This is a genomic window from Fusibacter sp., assembly GCF_057447755.1.
Genome location: NZ_JBVBZF010000001.1, coordinates 316,422 through 334,310, shown reverse-complemented (window position 1 = coordinate 334,310; position 17,889 = coordinate 316,422). Strand labels below are relative to the sequence as shown.

Annotated in this window: 19 protein-coding genes; 2 read left to right on the top strand and 17 right to left on the bottom strand. The window is 36.8% G+C overall.

Going from position 1 to position 17,889, the window contains the following annotated elements:
• Window positions 1-4 precede the first annotated feature (4 nt).
• The 14 genes from AC220I_RS02710 to AC220I_RS02645 form a co-directional block, all read right to left on the bottom strand.
• Window positions 5-673 carry a PD-(D/E)XK nuclease family protein gene (locus tag AC220I_RS02710; protein ID WP_486722274.1) on the bottom strand — a complete coding sequence of 223 codons (669 nt, stop codon included), beginning with the start codon at window positions 671-673 and terminating at the stop codon, window positions 5-7.
• A 3-nt stretch (window positions 674-676) separates the two neighbouring features.
• A complete protein-coding gene (locus AC220I_RS02705) occupies window positions 677-1,135 on the bottom strand; it encodes a hypothetical protein (protein WP_486722273.1) in 459 nt (152 codons plus the stop codon).
• A gap of 12 nt (window positions 1,136-1,147) precedes the next feature.
• The gene (locus AC220I_RS02700) at window positions 1,148-2,200 is read right to left on the bottom strand and encodes a hypothetical protein (protein ID WP_486722272.1); all 1,053 of its coding nucleotides are present in this window, start codon (window positions 2,198-2,200) and stop codon (window positions 1,148-1,150) included.
• Between the two features lie 11 nt (window positions 2,201-2,211).
• Entirely contained in the window at window positions 2,212-2,769 is a 558-nt protein-coding gene (locus tag AC220I_RS02695) for a hypothetical protein (RefSeq protein WP_486722271.1), read from the bottom strand.
• 13 nt (window positions 2,770-2,782) lie between these two features.
• On the bottom strand, window positions 2,783-3,700 hold the full coding sequence (locus AC220I_RS02690) for a hypothetical protein (protein ID WP_486722270.1): 918 nt from the start codon (window positions 3,698-3,700) through the stop codon (window positions 2,783-2,785).
• A gap of 113 nt (window positions 3,701-3,813) precedes the next feature.
• Window positions 3,814-5,310, bottom strand: a complete 1,497-nt coding sequence (locus AC220I_RS02685) for a hypothetical protein (protein ID WP_486722269.1) — start codon at window positions 5,308-5,310, stop codon at window positions 3,814-3,816.
• On the bottom strand, window positions 5,310-5,609 hold the full coding sequence (locus AC220I_RS02680; protein WP_486722268.1) for a hypothetical protein: 300 nt from the start codon (window positions 5,607-5,609) through the stop codon (window positions 5,310-5,312). The genes AC220I_RS02685 and AC220I_RS02680 overlap by 1 nt, the downstream gene beginning before the upstream one ends.
• The gene (locus AC220I_RS02675; protein WP_486722267.1) at window positions 5,609-5,908 is read right to left on the bottom strand and encodes a hypothetical protein; all 300 of its coding nucleotides are present in this window, start codon (window positions 5,906-5,908) and stop codon (window positions 5,609-5,611) included. Before AC220I_RS02675 ends, AC220I_RS02680 begins: the two co-directional genes overlap by 1 nt.
• Window positions 5,909-5,976: 68 nt before the next feature.
• Window positions 5,977-7,281, bottom strand: a complete 1,305-nt coding sequence (locus tag AC220I_RS02670; RefSeq protein WP_486722266.1) for a DnaB-like helicase C-terminal domain-containing protein — start codon at window positions 7,279-7,281, stop codon at window positions 5,977-5,979.
• A 64-nt stretch (window positions 7,282-7,345) separates the two neighbouring features.
• Window positions 7,346-8,314: a hypothetical protein gene (locus AC220I_RS02665; RefSeq protein ID WP_486722265.1), complete on the bottom strand. Its 969-nt coding sequence runs from the start codon at window positions 8,312-8,314 to the stop codon at window positions 7,346-7,348.
• 1 nt (window position 8,315) lies between these two features.
• Complete coding sequence (locus AC220I_RS02660; RefSeq protein ID WP_486722264.1) at window positions 8,316-8,645, bottom strand: hypothetical protein; 330 nt, start codon at window positions 8,643-8,645, stop codon at window positions 8,316-8,318.
• Window positions 8,645-8,914: a hypothetical protein gene (locus AC220I_RS02655; RefSeq protein ID WP_486722263.1), complete on the bottom strand. Its 270-nt coding sequence runs from the start codon at window positions 8,912-8,914 to the stop codon at window positions 8,645-8,647. Before AC220I_RS02655 ends, AC220I_RS02660 begins: the two co-directional genes overlap by 1 nt.
• Window positions 8,907-9,125 (bottom strand): hypothetical protein, encoded by a 219-nt coding sequence (locus AC220I_RS02650; RefSeq protein WP_486722262.1) that lies wholly within the window; start codon window positions 9,123-9,125, stop codon window positions 8,907-8,909. The genes AC220I_RS02655 and AC220I_RS02650 overlap by 8 nt, the downstream gene beginning before the upstream one ends.
• Window positions 9,126-9,158: 33 nt before the next feature.
• Window positions 9,159-9,734, bottom strand: a complete 576-nt coding sequence (locus AC220I_RS02645; protein WP_486722261.1) for a hypothetical protein — start codon at window positions 9,732-9,734, stop codon at window positions 9,159-9,161.
• 46 nt (window positions 9,735-9,780) lie between these two features.
• Between AC220I_RS02645 and AC220I_RS02640 the strand changes: the two genes are divergently transcribed.
• Window positions 9,781-13,734 carry a beta strand repeat-containing protein gene (locus AC220I_RS02640; RefSeq protein ID WP_486722260.1) on the top strand — a complete coding sequence of 1,318 codons (3,954 nt, stop codon included), beginning with the start codon at window positions 9,781-9,783 and terminating at the stop codon, window positions 13,732-13,734.
• A 29-nt stretch (window positions 13,735-13,763) separates the two neighbouring features.
• Here AC220I_RS02640 and AC220I_RS02635 read toward each other — a convergent pair whose 3' ends face one another.
• Genes AC220I_RS02635 through AC220I_RS02625 form a run of 3 tightly spaced genes read right to left on the bottom strand, consistent with a single transcriptional unit; the run spans window position 13,764 to window position 15,227 of the window.
• Window positions 13,764-14,024: a hypothetical protein gene (locus AC220I_RS02635; RefSeq protein WP_486722259.1), complete on the bottom strand. Its 261-nt coding sequence runs from the start codon at window positions 14,022-14,024 to the stop codon at window positions 13,764-13,766.
• Between the two features lie 43 nt (window positions 14,025-14,067).
• Window positions 14,068-14,223, bottom strand: a complete 156-nt coding sequence (locus AC220I_RS02630) for a hypothetical protein (protein WP_486722258.1) — start codon at window positions 14,221-14,223, stop codon at window positions 14,068-14,070.
• Window positions 14,224-14,270: 47 nt separating this feature from the next.
• Window positions 14,271-15,227 carry an RNA ligase family protein gene (locus tag AC220I_RS02625; RefSeq protein ID WP_486722257.1) on the bottom strand — a complete coding sequence of 319 codons (957 nt, stop codon included), beginning with the start codon at window positions 15,225-15,227 and terminating at the stop codon, window positions 14,271-14,273.
• 124 nt (window positions 15,228-15,351) lie between these two features.
• Here AC220I_RS02625 and AC220I_RS02620 point away from each other — a divergent pair, with 124 nt between their 5' ends.
• The gene (locus tag AC220I_RS02620; protein ID WP_486722256.1) at window positions 15,352-17,871 is read left to right on the top strand and encodes an adenosylcobalamin-dependent ribonucleoside-diphosphate reductase; all 2,520 of its coding nucleotides are present in this window, start codon (window positions 15,352-15,354) and stop codon (window positions 17,869-17,871) included.
• The last annotated feature ends 18 nt before the right edge of the window (window positions 17,872-17,889 follow it).

Genomic DNA, 17,889 nt, shown 5'->3' with positions numbered 1-17,889 from the left:
TTCCTTATCGTGAATGCTTTTTGTAAAAAGTATTTATTCTCTGCAAAAGAGGTTCGATGTAATCGTCTACTTTTTCGTGAAACATCATAGGCATTATTCCTTCTTCTACTGCAATTAGTACAACAAAATCTTCAATTAAGACATCAAACATTTCGTGATACATTAAAGCATATGCAGTACATTGCAGTTTATAATCAAAGATCATTTTGTCATCTTTATTATTATTTGCAGTTTTAAAATCAATAATTGATAAAGTACCATCATACTCTGCGACACAATCTACACGTCCAGCTGTTTTAAGTGTATGAGAATATAGAGGAATTTCTTGGGCACGAATATTATTAATCTTATTTAAGCGAAATTTTAATTGATTAAACAGTTTAATATTCGATGTCTTATGTCCTTTTGTGGGATCTTCAACATTATTCAAATAATGTTCAGACATTAAATGTACAGCGTCACCACGTTCACAGCAGCGTTTTGTTTCTTTATCGGCTTTCTTGGGACCTAGTGATTGTCTCCAATCAACAATAGCTTGCTTTGGTTCAGAACCAAGAATGGTTGTTACAGAAGCGTACTTTTCACCAGAGGGAGTTGTATACCAACGCTGCCCATTTACGATGGCAGCGTCTAATTCATCATAGGCAGGTATATCAACATGTGTAAAAAGCATTTATTATTTTTGTGGTTGCATTGGTTTTGGCTTTTTGCCACTAAGACGTTGATTCATTCTTGTAACCATACGACTAGTAGCTTGACGTTTTGTCACCTGTGTTTTACGGATACGAATACCCTTACGAGTACGAGCAACTTTACGACCATGACGAACACGTTTTGGATCTTTACGCTGCATACAAGACTTCGCATCAGCTACTAATTTACCATCTTTTGGCCCACCAACACAACGGAATTGTCTTTTTATTTCAGATCCCATACGACGAAATGCACGTTTTGCAGCTTCAAATAAGTCTTCTTCTGATTCAAATAGGGCACCTTCCAAATGGGCAATTGCTTCATAAAGAGTTTCTTCATCAAGAATTTCACCATCTTCATCTACCCAAACTTCTTCACATACGATGTCATCTTCGATTTCGACATCCCAATCTTCAACCAAAAATTCTTTAAATGTTTTCATAATTTAAGTTCCTTATATAGCAGCGTCATCGACAAAACGAACCCAACTTGTGCCATTCCAATATGTAACATTTGAATTGCTTGTATAAATTTTTGGCTTTGTGCCAATTGGGTGAATCATAAAACTATATGTTGATTCAAAAGTATCGCCATTTTCTTCAATAATATTATCTCTAAGTACGTCAAGTACGGTATCAGCACCAGCATACCCATAACGTGGTAGACTAACAAAACCAGTTAAATTACGGAATAAATTCTCATCACGAATAGTAACTGAACTACCTTGACCAACAAGATCACTTGTAATTGTTATATTACCAGCATCGATTGCAGCACTTGCGTATCCTGATAACGCATCATTCAAATAGTTAATTACATCATCGAATGTTGCAAGACTACCACCATTAGCATTTAGAAGAATATCCGTACCGTCAACATTTACTAAACCTGTGTATGTCTGATCAGTATTTACACCTTGAGTTGTGACCGTAATCGAAACACCAGTGCTAACATCAGACGCATCGACAACATCACCAGGATCAACGTTAGTTACTGTAACAATCGTTGTTGAAACACTAGCACTAAAAGAAGCACTACCATCAATAACAACTTGAACCTTTCCAGCAATTTGAGCAGGAGTATCTGTGCTAAGAATATCAACTTTCAAACCAGCACCACCAGGAGCAGGATCGACTACACCTGTAGCATCAACATCAAACCAAACATAGAATTGTGCACCTGATGCATGCATTAAAAAGTAATCACCTGGAGCAATAGTGTGACTTGTAAAATCAATATCAGTTACTTCTGCAGTACCAACAGTTAGTCCAGTACTATTTGTACCAACAACTGTACCACCAAAATCTACTGTATGCCATCCAGCAACGGAACCAGCAAGGGGAGCATCACCACCATAAGCTGTAAACAGAGTAGTAAATCGGGCTTTATCGGTACCACTAAGATCATCCCAAACAAGCAAACGCTCATCGGAACCGACCGTTTCAACAACAATGCACTCATACATTTGTCCATTGAACTTAGGATTTTTGCTTGCTAAGAACGCCATAAACTAACTCCTTAAAGATTCTTCAATTCTTGTTGTAATTCTTTAATTTTCTGCATAATGTCGTGTCGACGCATTGCAGTGTTTTTGTTACGATTCTTTTGACGCATTGCTTCACGACGTTGATTAGGATCTTTGATATCTTCAGGTCGAACATCAACTGTTACTTTACCTTCTTTATCATCAGTACCATCATCAAGAAGTTCTAGTAAGAAAGATCTAAATCTTGGCTTTTCGTTTTCTGCCATTTTTTCTTTCTTCTTCTCAGGCTTCTTCTCAGGCTTCTTCTCAGAATCCTTTTCAACTGGTTTCTTTTCATCTTTTTTCATCATTGGCTTTTTATCATCACCTTTTTCACTTTTCTTTTCATCACGTGACTTAGTTGATTCGATGGTGTGATGTAAGCGAGATTTTGTATCTCCACTTAATTTGCTATGATGAATTTTCATACTACCATGTTCGCCACTTGCACGAATGGTTGACATGACATTGTCAGTTGTTTTGTCAGAGATACCATATAGATGTTTAAGAACATGCTTTAGTTCAACACCACTATCTGATTTCTTCTTCATTGTTGTTTGCTCCCTAAGATTGTGATCGTAAATGCTTGTTAACGTAGTCCAGATATTCTTCTGGGTCCATTTCATTGTCAGTTAAGTCTTTCTCTTCTTCTTCCATCGCAGCAGTTTTGGATCTACGATCTTGTTTGATATCATGACGATACTTGGCTAATGATTGAAGTTTCTTAGCTTCTTTATCTTGTTTAGCCTTTGCATCATTATATGCTTCCATGTCAAGAACTTCTTCTTCAGCACGAATCTTGGCTTCAGCGGCCTGAGCTGCATACTTGCTATTCTCTGCATCAGCTGCAGCCTTCTTTGCATCAGCTTCTGCCCGTTGAGCTTCAGCTTGAGCTTTCATCATATCGACAACTTGTTGGAATGCAGATTTAGCATCGGCTTCATCATCCATACCTTCATCGCCCATACCTTCTTCATCGCCCATTTCATCAGCTGCCATATCACCTTCAGCATCACCTTCCATTCCTGGATCCATTTCCCCTTCGCCTTCACCTTCAGCACCCATAGAATCAGCATCAGCAACTTCTTCATCTTCTGCGATTGCAGGCCATTCAACATCAACGATATCGAATTTTTCACGGAGGTCAAAAAGGATTTCAGCAATTTCAGTGGTCGCATTTTCCATATCGGCTAATGCTTCACCCAATGCTTTTTCAAAATCTTCGGCTTGTTCAGAGCGAATGTAGACTTTTACGATATCTCCATTCTCATCCTCAAGGCCAAAAGCAACAGTATCACGTGTTACTTCTTCAGCTTTTTCAGCTGCTTTTAATTTTGTTGTGACATCAGCTACGTCAAAAGTAGGATCATCCTGCTCAACCATGCGACGAAGTAGGGAATTTTTTAAGGGCTTTTTCTTTTTCTTGTCGTCTTTTTTCGACTTTTTCGCTGCACCACCAAGGGGTTCACGAACTCCAGCCATATCACCAGCCGTAGTCGCCCCAGCCGCAGCATCTTCACTAAGAAGGGTTTTCAATAACTTCATGACGCAGTTTCCTCTATATAGAATCTCCCTTTATTTATAACAAGTTGTCCTTAGAGATAGAGGTTTTTAAGGTAGGAACCATATATAGCTACCACTATATCGGCTAAGTTGGAGGATTTAGACAAATTATTCTTCATAATTGCAATTTCGGTTTGGACCTCAGCAAATAAGAGAAGGGTACGTTCATGTATACTTGGTGAGTATTTTACTTCTTTTCCAGTTTTCAAAGTGAGTTTGTAAGATTTCCAATCTTGTTTATACTTAGCAAGAGCAGTACGAAGTTGCTCTTGGGCAGATGTAATGATGCGTTTAATATCAGCTTTTAGGATAATATAGTCTTGTTCTTTTAATGATTTTGTAATATTTGTGAGAGTTTGTTCCGGAGTTGAACCAATGTATTGTTTTAAGACACGTTTAATATTTGTTCGTGTACCTAATCCAGCTATTCCAAAACTATCTGCAATCTTATTCAGCATGTCGTAAAATATATCACCATCACGCGTTGATATATCAAATCTTGGGCAAAATCCAGAAGTTGCTTTAATTTCATTACGAACAACAAAATTAAATTGGTTAATAGTTGTATACACATCTCTATCAACAATCTTAAATTGTTGTAGGGTTTTGGGATCAAGCATTACCACACCTTCAATACCAAAATCTTCGTATTTGCTGACCTCTACTGTTCTAAGAGATGGTCGCAACTTGCGAACAATAGCATTAAGGATTTTTTCTTTAACAGGTAATTTATAATCTGTAAGAACTTCTTGTTGAACTCTTTCTCGTTCAACTTTAATTTTTTCACGTATTTCTTTTTTAATCTTACCTAAATGAGCAGTCATAACTTCCATATTGGTTAGTTCGGGTGCAATTTTATTTTTTGCTTTCAAATATGCTTGTAGACGCTTAATTTCTTTATCAAAATTAAGGTTATTAAAAGTCTGTGAATCGATAAACTGGGTTGATGTAAATCTCCATTCACGTTCATCCCATTCAGTAAGTAAGTTAGTCCCATCTTCTGTTATTACTCGTCGTGTATGTGTATAAACAACTTGCTGAGACATAATTCGGTCTAAATTAGCAATCTTAGATTGGTCGGGGTGTTCATTATTATCACCTTTCACCATTCTCAAAAACGCGATATACGAATTACCATATACAATTGCGTTAGGTTGGTAACCATATAACATCTCAATTTCGACGGCTTCACCACGTTTTAATACCTGACGTAGTCTAGAAGCAGATGCATTCAGGGCATCATGAGCACTTCGAAATCCATTATTGTTTGCTGTTAATTCATAATCATTATGAGTATAGAATCGCTTCCCATGTTTAGCTTGACGACTGGTATAGAATTTATACTCCATATCAAACCCAAAGACTAGATTAGCACCATCTAATTTCTCAGTGGCAATAAAATGACTTAAATTTTTAATAGCAGAGATAAATTCATCAACAGGAAGAATTTCTAGATGTGGAATACCATTACGAGGCTTTGCAGCCTCGTTTAAGGTATGGTCAGTATGATAAAATGATGAAAATGACATTACTTTTCAGCAAGTTGTTCTGGATGAAATTTCCGCCACTTAATATCTAATTGTTTGCCTGAGTGAGCCAACCAATCTTCTAATGAGAATAAGGTGTTCATGTGATGGTTAACATATAATTGATACTCGGCAAGAATATCAACTGCATCGATCTGATCTTGAGCAGATAAGTGAGTGATGTCGAGAGCTGTAATACAGGATTCTGGAATTACAGTTGGAATAATAGTACGATCTGTCATCTCAAGATTATCATCGATGTGTTTATAATAAGTGACGTGTGCTAATTCGTAAGCTTTCATTACTCAGCAACAACATCATTTGATGCTTCAACAACCTCAGTAACTACAGGTTCAACGACCTCAGTAACATTAGCAGCTTCTGCATTCAAATCTTCACGATGTTTGCGAACACCAGCAACAACATGATCGGTTAGACTACGAACAGCCATATCGATTTGCATTTTAGCTAAGTGAGCATTCTCTTGGTCAACTCTCCAACGATTCAAGATTGCAATAGAACGTTGCAATTCGACATCCAATTCATCAACAAAAGTTTCAACACCGTCTACTGATAGTACGGCACGTTCTTGTTCAGCCATTTGATTTCTCCTCTTTTTGACTTATAAATTTTAATAATGATTGATTATAATTCTGGGCTCCAAGAAAGTCAACTAAAATCCATTAAATCCAATAACGAAGTATTGCGCCCACTTTCTTCATCCTCTTCTTTTTGTTTAAACTCAATAGTCGAACCATTTTTACTATCTTGATCAGCAATTCGTAATGAATTACGTAACCATTTCAAATAAATTGTTTCGCCCACACCATCACTTGATCGTGTTTTGAGAAATTGCATTGCCATAATACCTTGAGACCTCATTACATCATTAAAAATAATTGAAACGTAAGTGTCTACGGTATTAACTTTACTAATACCACCAGCAATATGACTCTGATTTAGTTTATTATTTTCTGCTGCTTCAATCGCTCCACGATTTTGTTGTGAAGCAGTGATACCAATCATGTTGTAGTCGACAAGAATATTACGCAATTGTTCCGTTGCTTGCTTATCTTTTTCAAAAACATTATCAGCAGAAATACGTTCATTTGTACCCATTAAGTCAAGATAATCAACAATTAAGACATCAGGTACAAACCCTTTCTTCAATTCAAATTCTTTTAAATATGCCCTAATATCATTTGATGTAGTCCCTGCAGGCATATAAGTTATATTCAGATTTCCATTATCATAGTTCCCAATCATTTTTTCAATTTCGGGAATTCGTTTTCCAAATTCAGGTTTATTAATACCTGTAAACATTTGAATATATCGATCATCAACCATATCTTCATATAATTCTAAACTTAGATATAATACATTCAAACCTTGATCCATAAAATTGATACCAATGTTTGACATTGTGATTGATTTACCACCACCTGAGTTTGCTGAAAATAATGTGATTGTTCTTCGACTAATACCACCATTCATTCTAGCATCAAAATCTTTCCACCCAGACGAATAAACAACATCTTCATCCTGTCGATTTTCAAGTCTTTCTTTAATCATATCAAAGAAATCAATACCTAAATTTCGATGTAGAGATACCGTTAGTGCTTCTTTTAATAATGTTTCAATCTGCCCATAATCACCTTTCTCAATTAATGCAGGTGATGCTAGTACAGCTTCTTCAATTGCTCGTCTTCGACAAAAACTTTCTATCTCTTGTGAACAATATTCAATTTTATCTTTGTTAATTTCACGATGTTGTAGCTCAACACCAGACTCAGCAAGAATTTGATCTGTATCAGGAACTGTATTATACAAATCATAATATCTATGCACAAATGATACAGCTCCTCGTAAGTCTCGATCGAAATATGTTGGTTTTAGAATAGACGAACAAAGAGCAAAAACATCTGGTGATGAAATGATATATTCGATTAATAATTTTTGTTTAACTGTCTTCATATAATTATTTTAGTCCATAAGTTAACACTCGTATTATATACGAGTGTTTTGAAGCGGAAAACGGTTATAAGTAACGAATAGTTGGGTAGATTGTTTGCCACAATGAGTCCGAAACACTCATTTGACGATCTGTCACAACAGTAGTAGTTGAAGCAATTGCTTCAGTCATATCAGCAACATCAATAACAGCATCAAGAATTCGATCATATTCTGTATATGGAGCTTTAGTCAAGAGAATAAATGTATCACGATGAACAGGCAAATCAGTAAAATAAAATGCAGAACCATCACTTGGTAAATCGTTGATAGCAGCTGTACGAACTGTATATGCACGACCATTAATTAAAATTCGAGTTGTACCATACCAAGGAGATACATTACCTGGTTCTCCAAAAGGAGGAGATATGAAATCAAGTGTGATTAAATCAATAGGATCAAATGTATTGGCTGATAAAAATTGCACATCGTACTGAACAGTTGTACTACTATCCAGTGTAGCGATTGTTAAAAAACGATCGATAATTGTAGGTGATACAGTAATAGCCTCAAACGTTGAAGCTGCAATGGCATCGGCTGTTACAACTACATCATCTTTAGCAGTTGAACGAGCTATACATTGAGCAACACCTCTTTGTACATCATCAAATGTAATAGTTAAAGTATTTTCATCTACAACTGTAATTGTAGTTGGAGTCAGTGCTGTAAGGGTTCCATTTAGATAATCTGTATCATTTAAGTACACATAGGCCAATACTGATGGCTGGTTATTAAGATTATGCTTAATTGTCCAAGTTTGAGATGATAGTGGTTGTTGGTGGGTATAAAGTAACTTACGTGGAACCCAGTTATCCAATCCCTCTTCGTCAGGAGTAAGCTGACCAATCACATGATCGGGCTTAACTTTAACTTGATGTAATCGACCTTTACAGCCATCTGTAATGTTGCAGCGACCGAAAGTATCCATCCCTTTTTTATTTTGGGGAATATCAATCAGTCGCTTACATGTATCACATTCGTATTGAATTATTGCCATATTATTTTATTGCATCAGCCCCAGCAATTGCAATTCCAGAGGTGCTTTGCAAATATCCTTTTTCCAAATCGACGTTGGGTGCAAATGGATCTAAAGCTAAACTTGAACCACGAATAATAACATTAATTTTATCATTACCAATTAGCCAAGGTGCAAATCCTAAACGAACTTGTCCGGTTGAATGATCTGGCTGTGCCATTAATGCTAGTGGACGCTCAATCTCATAATCACCAGTTTTTTCACCTGTCACGGGGCTTGCAACTTCAGCTACAACCCGTGCAATAACTTCTTCGCCATTGATAAATTTAAAAACTTTAACATCGTTTCCCATTATTTTCTCCTATTTATATACCATTGAGTTCTAATTAAAATCGCATAAGAGTCCAATATTATAAAGAAACCATTTTGCCAAGCAAGTGGTTGGATATCAATATGAACCGCCATGACTAACCAGAGAATATGAGCAACTAAAAAACCGATAAATGGGTAAATGCTTAAACACATTCGAATAGAGATAGTTACCAACACAGCTGATAACATCAGAAAAGCATTTGCTAACCATTGAATACTTTCAGCATTTGCTAAAAGCCACTCATTCACTCTTGTAATCCTTCATACCAACAAAGCCAACAAACAAAGGAATTTTGACTTTTTGGCCTGGGCGAGGGATTTGGTTGTTGTTGAGCTCATTATATTGGACCATTAATTTATCCAATAAATCACCACTCATATTCATATGATTGTACTTACGAATAATTGCTTTAATTGTTTCATTTGCACCAAAAACATGTTCTGTATAATTAATAGCCATATTTTAACTCCAATTTGGACCAATAATAATATATTAACGTAGCAAAGTCAACAAAGTAGGATAGTCTACAGTATTTGCACGAACTGCATAATAGAAGGGAATATTATATAAAATAATCTCTTTTCGAGCTTCTAATCCTTCTTGTAGATTAGAAGAAACATAGTTGTATTTTAAAATCTCTTTTAGAATCTGAGTTGCATTATCTTCATGATTAAACTTTTCGAGAAAGATATCAAATGCATTTTTATAATCTTCACTTGAAGAATCAACATCTTGACTATATAAAAACTGATACCCATTTGTTGGAAAGATATAAAATGATTCTTGATTCTCTTTTAATTCTGGATCTTGTCCACCATAAGCAAAAATCGATCGTTGGACTAAGTTCGGGATATCATTTTGAAAAGCTTCGTTAAATGCTTGATCAAACTGGTCTTTTCTTTTACGATGTCGAATTTTTACCTTTTGAACATTTGCGTATTGATTTGTAAGGTTTTTAAATAAAGGGCTGTTTGTTTCACGCAGGAATTGCGCGCAATCATGTTTAATGATATGCAAATTGGGTAACTGAACTTTTGCTTCTCGAATAAATATATCAGATACGAGCATAAAATTTTCCTTTCGAGTATTTATAGCAAGGATTGCGGAGTTACGAATGAAGCATTATGGATTGACCCTTCCTGAAGGTTCCGAAATTGTCAACTTAACAGTACCTTCTGGTACATCATTTCCTGGAAGTGCAAATACAGGTGAAATGTTTTTGCGTACAGATGAAAATAAGGTATACATTTACAATAATGGGGGCTGGGATCCAGTATCAACAGAAACAAACAATCCAGCTTCTGGGTCAACATGGACTATCTCAGGTTCAAATATTTCTTATACTACGGGTAATGTTGGGATTGGGGTATCTGCCTTGGAAAGTTGGTCAGCTCCCTGGACAGCATTACAAATTGGTGGTAATACATCAATTATTGGCTTAACAGCTGCAGGTGCAAGTAGTTCTTACTATGTATTACAAAACGCATTATGGAATGGTGTAAACTGGCTATATCAAGATACAGATGAAGCTTCTTATATGTATTCAGGTAATGGTACATTTGTGTTTAAAGTTGCAGCAAGTGGAACTGCAGAAACACCTATTTCATGGATTGACACATTAACAATTAACAATGATGGTAGTGCTAAATTAGGAGCAGTTGCTGGCCAAATTTTAACACTTGATAATACCACTGCAAATAATGTCTCCATATCTAGTGATAGAAACTTAAATCTTTCATCTAGTGCTGGATATAATTTAACACTTTCAACAACAACTACCGGTAATATTTTCTTAAATCCTGGCAATTTCACAATGGTAGGTGGAGCAGTTTCTCCTGACGGCACATTGCATGTTCATACAGCTAGTGCTGGCGCTGTCACAGCAAACAGTACTGCGGATGATTTGGTAGTTGAAAATAATATGGATGGTGGTATTTCCATTTTTACTCCTGATGCTAACTATGGAAGTTTATATTTCGGCTCTCCTTCAGATAGTATTGGGTCATATTTAAACTGGAACAAATCAACGGGACGGTTTAGGATTTCTACTCACACAGCAGGTGGTTATTTATCTTTTGGGAGTGCTTCTGATGTTGATGCTATGATTATCAACAGTTCAGGTAATGTCGGTATTGGTACAACTTCACCAGACGGTAAGTTACACGTTTATGTAGGAAGTGCTGGGGCTATATCAGCCCCAGCTGATGCAGATGATTTTGTAATAGAAAATTCTACAACTGGTGGTATGAGTATCTTAGTTCCTGATGCCAGCAACGCTAATCTATTTTTCGGTTCAGCATCAGATAGTCTTGGTGCTTTTGCCCAGTGGAACTACTCCACTTTACTTTTTAAGTTGTCTTCAAGCTCGGCCGGTGCATCGCTGGTTCTAGGCTCTGGTAACAATACAGAAGCCATGCGCATCAACAGTTCAGGTAATGTTGGTATTGGTAATACTTCTCCAGATTCGAGATTAGAGGTCACTTCATCATCTTTCGATACACAAGTAAAAATTGGAACAACTGCTAACGCAACCGCTGTTGACGATATCCATGCATCAATATTGTTTGAAGGGCGTATTAATTCTGGCACTTTATTTGATGCAGCTAAAATATCAAGTGTGCAAGCATCATCCAGTGGCACCCGCAGAGCATCTTTAGTATTTCAGACAGCTGGACCAACTCCGAATGTTTTATCTGAAAAGATGCGAATAGATGACAACGGTATTGTTGGGCTTGGGGTTTCTTCGTTGGAAGCTTGGCATTCAAACTATACAGCTCTACAAATAGGCGGGAATTCATCAGTTGCTGCAGTAACAGCTGCAGGTGCTGGTGGGAATTTGATGTTATTTCAAAATGCATATTTTGATGGAACCTCTGCATACAAATATCAAGATACAGATGAGGCTACCCAATATATTCAAACATCAGGCACACATCAACTTCGAGTAGCCCCATCAGGAACAGCAGACACTGCTATTGGTTGGACAACAGCTCTACAAATTAACAACAGCGGAAATATCGGGATTAAGAACGTAAGTCTTGAAGCTTGGCATTCGAACTACACAGCCCTACAAATCGGTGGAACAGCTTCGGCTATTGCTACGACTACACCAGCATCAGGTCAGCCATTTCTTATTTCAAACAATGCTTATTATGATGGGGCTTGGAAATATCTATTAACAGATGCTGTTAGTCAATATTACCAACAAAGTGGGTATCATCGTTTTCGTGTAGCTTCTAGTGGAACAACTGATACCTCAATTAGTTCGTGGACTGAATCATTATTTCTTGACAATAATGGTAATGCAGGTTTTAGTAATACTTCACTAGAAACATGGAACACAGCTTATACTGCTGTACAAATGGGTGGAAATACTACGCTATTATCTTTAACATCACCTGGACCAAGTAGTAGTACGTATTATCTACAAAATACATATCATGATGGATCCAACTGGAAATATCAGGATACAGATCAGGCTAGTTATTACAAACAAGGTAATGGTGAGCATGTATTTGGAGTGGCTGTTTCTGGTACAGCTGATGCAAACATAACTTGGAGTTATCCTCTAGTCTTAAACAATGATGCTAATGTTGGGATGGGTGTTACATCATTAGAAGCATGGCAAAGTGCATATTCCGCATTGCAACTTGGCGGAAACTCTGCTTTATTTGCGAATACATCAAAAGCAGTTGATAATGGACTTCGTATCACACAAAATGCTTTTCTTGATTCTGCGGATTGGAAATACTTCCTTACAGATGAAGCGTCAATGTATCTACAGCGTTTAGGTGAACACACATTTCGAGTTGCTGCTGCTGGTTCAACTATTACAGCTGGTTCATTTGTTACATCAACAGAATATCGAATTGAAACAATTGGTACAACAGACTTTACTGCGATTGGGGCTGCTTCTAATACAGTCGGAGTCATCTTTACTGCAACAGGAGCAGGTTCTGGTACAGGAACAGCATCCGAAACAGTTATTACTTGGACTGATGCATTAGCAATTGCAAACACTGGAGCAATTACAACTTCTGGCAATTTAACATCTGGTGGGGTACTGTTAACAGATAATTTACGAATTGGTTCAACGAGTGATTATATCACAATGAACATTGACACTGGTAGTAATTATCTTAATATTTTTTCTCCTGATGGTACTGGTGCATGGACTACTCGCTTCTATGGTAGTACAGGTAATCCAGATGATATGACAGTTGAAATTTTAGATGGTAACTTAAAAATTACAGCTGGTAATGCAAAGATTGCAGGAACTACAATTGTCGGTAGCACATCGGTTACCCCAGATGGCACATTGCATGTACACACGGCAAGCGCTGGTGCGGTGACTGCGAATCCAGGAGCTGATGATTTAGTTATTGAAAACTCAACCAACGGTGGATTGTCGATACTCGTACCAGATGCAAACAATGCTAATATCGCATTAGGTACGGCAACGGATTCAATCGGCGCACTAATCCAGTGGAACTACACGTCGTCTGAGATGTATCTAGGTACCGATAAAGCTGGCGCATATATGCGGTTTTTAACCGGCAACGGAACCGAGGCCATGCGCATTGACAGCTCTCAGAATGTAGGTATAGGCATAGCAAACCCAGACGGTACTTTGCATGTTCATACTGCGAGTGCTGGTACCGTGACTGCTGATATAGCTGCTGATGATCTAGTGATTGAAAATAGTGGAGACGGTGGTCTAACAATTCTTACACCCAATGCAAATACAAGTCGTATCTATCTTGGTTCACCTTCAGATTCTTCTGGTGGTGTTATAACATATAACCAATCTTCAACGACAATGGCTATTGGTCCTGCTATATCTGGTGGCACATTACTTCTTCGTTCTGGTAATGGTACAACGGCTGTAACTGTTGATTCAAGTCAAAACGTTGCAATCGCTGGTGATACATTAAACATTGCAACGACTAAAACACCTTCAAGTGCTTCTGATACAGGTACTACAGGAGATATTGTTTGGGATAGTGGTTATGTTTATGTTTGTGTCGCGACAAACACTTGGAAAAGGGCTGCACTAAGTACTTGGTAATAAAAAGGGGCCGAAGGCCCCTTTTTATTTTAACGTTTAGGATGAGCTGTTTGAATATCATCAATAAGCCCATTTGCATCGTTAATGGCTTTTTTTGCTGCAAATAACGGACCACGCTGGATTTCGTCTATTAAATAGGCGAAATCAACTTGATACCTATATAAATCATTGGTCTTTCCTTTACGATCACGTAATGGTTTTTCCAAATGATCAGTAGCAGCAGTGAACATTTTCTTTAAATGCAAAATCGATCGATTAGCATTAAAGGTTCGTTCTTTATCGTGCTTCATACAAAGTCTCCGATTAAGTTACACAATGTGTCAAATGACACTCCTAGTTTTTGGACTGCTTCTTTTTTCCACTTTCTTGCATTTCTATAATAGTTTGCAAGGAGCGTTCCATGTCCGATACAATTCCATTTGCATCATCATACATGCTATAAACAAGATTTGGTTCAATCGAACGTTCATATTGTTCGACAAATTTCATTAATTGAAATTCCAAGTATGTAAGTAATGCTTCTTTCTCATGTAGATTCACAAATCATCCATCCGTTCAAAGAAAAGGTTTTTAGCTTTAGTATTTACCCCTTTAGCGATATCTTTCCATTCTACTCCATTCGCTTCCAGTGTATCACTCTCTTCTTTCAGGATATCTTGTGAAACCCATTTAAGATACTTTCCAATATTTTCAGGCACAAGATCAAGGTTTATTTCAGTCAGATACTGAAGACCTTGAATCAACCTATCATCATTTGCAACTAACTTGATGACTTCACTACGTTTTTGCATAACTTCTGGAGAAACGGAAGCAATTTTCCCTTTCTTATCATTACCCCTTTTGTGTTCTTGTCCTTTTGTCTTAAACCACAAATCACTATTTGTAGGATCTTCTAAACATGTCCATACAATACCTTCACCAATCCCTGAAATTCCAAAAAGTTTTGCGTAAGGACATTCCTCTTCCACCTGAAGTGTAAGTCTTTCCAACATCGGAACTGAATCGTTTGGTTTGTTGAAATCAATAGTGATAAAATTAACACCAGCATTTAATACGTTGAAAATCTTATAGGTATCTAATTGTGTTTCAATTGGTAAATGAACATATTCACCATTCTTATAAGCAGCAAAAATTACCCACTGTTTTTCAGGAAGATCAGCAATTGCTACCTTCTTTTGAATACCTGGTCCAATCCATTCACCAAATAAAGTAATATCATCAGTTTTTTCACCAATGGTATCAAAGAGTTGATGAAGTAATTCTCTCGGAACTTTGTCCAAATGCTGTGCAAACCCAAAATGATCACATGTACAATCAAATCTTTGACGACGAGTTTGGTAGTGAAAGGAATCTTTGAACCTTCTAATACCAATGTTCGTTCCATGTAATTTTACAGTTCCACGAAATGTTAAAGTTGGGAGATGGCCTTCGTATTGAAAACGGATTCGTTTTACGACATGTCTAAATGCTTCAGTGTCATGATATTTTTTCATGCAGAACCCTCCAAAAATAAATAAAAACGTCTTGTCAAAATCATAATACATTATTATACTATTCCACCTAAATTGGTGCAACAATAATAAAATTCACATCTACAATTATAAAAAAGGATAAAAAATGACACAATTTATAGATTCATTTTCGGAAGAGGTATGGAGAAGTACCTACAAAGATTTTAAAGATGAAAACGTAGATGATACATTAAAGAGAGTTGCTAAAGCAGTTGCAAGTGTTGAGAAAAGTGAAGAATTAAAACAGGAATGGGAAGCAAATTTTTACCAAATGCTTTCTGATTTTAATGTTACAGTAGGTGGAAGAATCTACTCTAATGCTGGAACAGAATGGGGTGGTACAACCCTAATGAACTGTTTTGTTGGTCCTCGCGAAAACAACGATATAGACTCTCTAGATGGTATCTTAACAGCCCTTCGTAACCAAGCCCAAACACTCAAGTCTGAAGGTGGGTGGGGTGAAAATTTTTCTTATATACGTCCAAGAGGTAGCTTTATTCATGGCATTGGAGTAGAAACTCCAGGTGCTGTAAAGTATATGGAACTCTTTGATAAATCATCTGAAATTATCACTTCAGGTTCTGGTAAAAAGTCTAAGAATAAAAAAGCAAAAGGTAAAATTCGTAAAGGTGCAATGATGGGTGTACTTGATGTATGGCATCCTGACATTGTTGAATTTATTACTGCTAAACAACAATCTGGTCGATTATCTAAATTCAATGTCAGTGTTAATTGTACTGATGAGTTTATGGAAAAAGTCATTAGGGCAATTGAAACTGGTCAAGATGAGCAGTGGGAACTTCGCTTCCCTGATACACAACATCCCAAGTACAAAAAAGATTGGTATGGTGATTTAAAATCGTGGTTAGATAAAGGCTATCCAGTTGATGTTCATAATACTGTCTCAGTATTAGATTTGTGGGAAATGATTATGAAATCTACCTACAATCGTGCAGAACCTGGTGTACTATTCTTAGACCGTGCAAACTATTTCAATCCATTAAATTATGGTGAAACCATAATGGCAACTAATCCTTGTGGTGAGCAAACTTTATCACCAGGAAACATTTGTTGCTTAGGTTCTATTAATTTAGTCCAGTTTGTTAATAAAGATCGTACAGGTTTCCTATTAAAGAAATTAGGAAAGATTACACAATGGTTAGTTCGATTTCTTGATAATGTTAATGCTCTATCAGATGCACCTTTACCTCAATATAAAGAAGCAATGCAATATAAACGTAGAATTGGCTGTGGTATATTAGGTTGGGGCTCTGCCTTGTTTATGTTAAAACAACGTTATGGCTCAGATGAAGCCGAAGCATTAAGAGATCAAGTTATGAAAGTCATAGCCCGTAATGCTTATATGGCTTCAATTGATCTTGCAATTGAGAAAGGTATGTTTCGTGAATGTAAACCTGAACTTCATGCTACACGACCATTTATTGAAAATTTAAAATTACCTAAAGATTACATGGACAAACTTGCAACTACGGGTATACGCAATGCAAGTTTATTGAGTATCCAGCCAACTGGTAATACTTCTATTTTCGCTAATGTCGTCAGTGGTGGTTGTGAACCAGTCTTTATGCCTGAATACATTCGTACAGTAATTGTTAATGCTATGCCTGAACATATTGCTGAAGTATGTCCAAAGTGGTATGAAGGTGAATGGAAAGAAACTTCAATGTTCAAGTTCCGTAAAGAAGGAGATGAAACTATTCTTCGTGGAGTTGATGAACATGGCGTTACTTATAAGATCGATGTTAACCGTGGACTAACAAAAGAAGTTGCGTGTGTCGATTATGGAGTTCGAGCTCTTGGTGATGAATGGGATCCAAAAGCTGATTGGGCTGCTACAACAACCGAATTGAGTGTGTCTGATCATATTCGTGAATTGCAAGGATTTGCTCAATATGTTGATTCAGCTATCAGTAAAACTATCAATATTCCACATGATTTTAAATTTGAAGATTTTAAAAATCTTTATTTGGAAGGATACAAAACTGGATATATTAAAGGATTAACTACATATCGTTCTGGAACTATGACTACAGTTCTATCAGCAAAAGAAGAAAAGACTGCAGATGCCCACGATGAAGAAATTATCAAAGAAGATGTAAAACTGCCAGACTCAGCAGCAGCCGTTGTTAAAACGTTGCGTGCTGAAGGTCGTAAGTGGTATCTAACAGTAACCTATCATGAAGATAATCCATCACGCCCATTTGCTTTGTTTGTTAAGACAAATGCTCATGAAAAAAGCATTGTAAGTGATGATGCTGTAGATTTGCTTACGAAGTTAGCACGTAAGAAACGCATTCCAAAACGTCATATAGACGACCAATTAGCTAAGATGACATCTGATACTAATTCAAGTAAGGTAGCACGTTTAATTAGTTTGTGTTTACGTCATGGTATTCTTATCAAGAATATTGTAGCTGTACTTGATAAAGTAGAGTCTGCTTATGTTGGCACATTTGTATTTCAGATCAAAAAGTATCTTTCATCTTACATTAAAGATGGTGAAGCAGTTGAAGATGAAACTTGTCAAGAGTGTGGTAGTACTTCAGTTGTATTCAGTGAAGGATGTAAGAAGTGTACAAATTGTGGTAGTTCAAAATGTGGATAGAAAGAGGGGGCCGAAAGG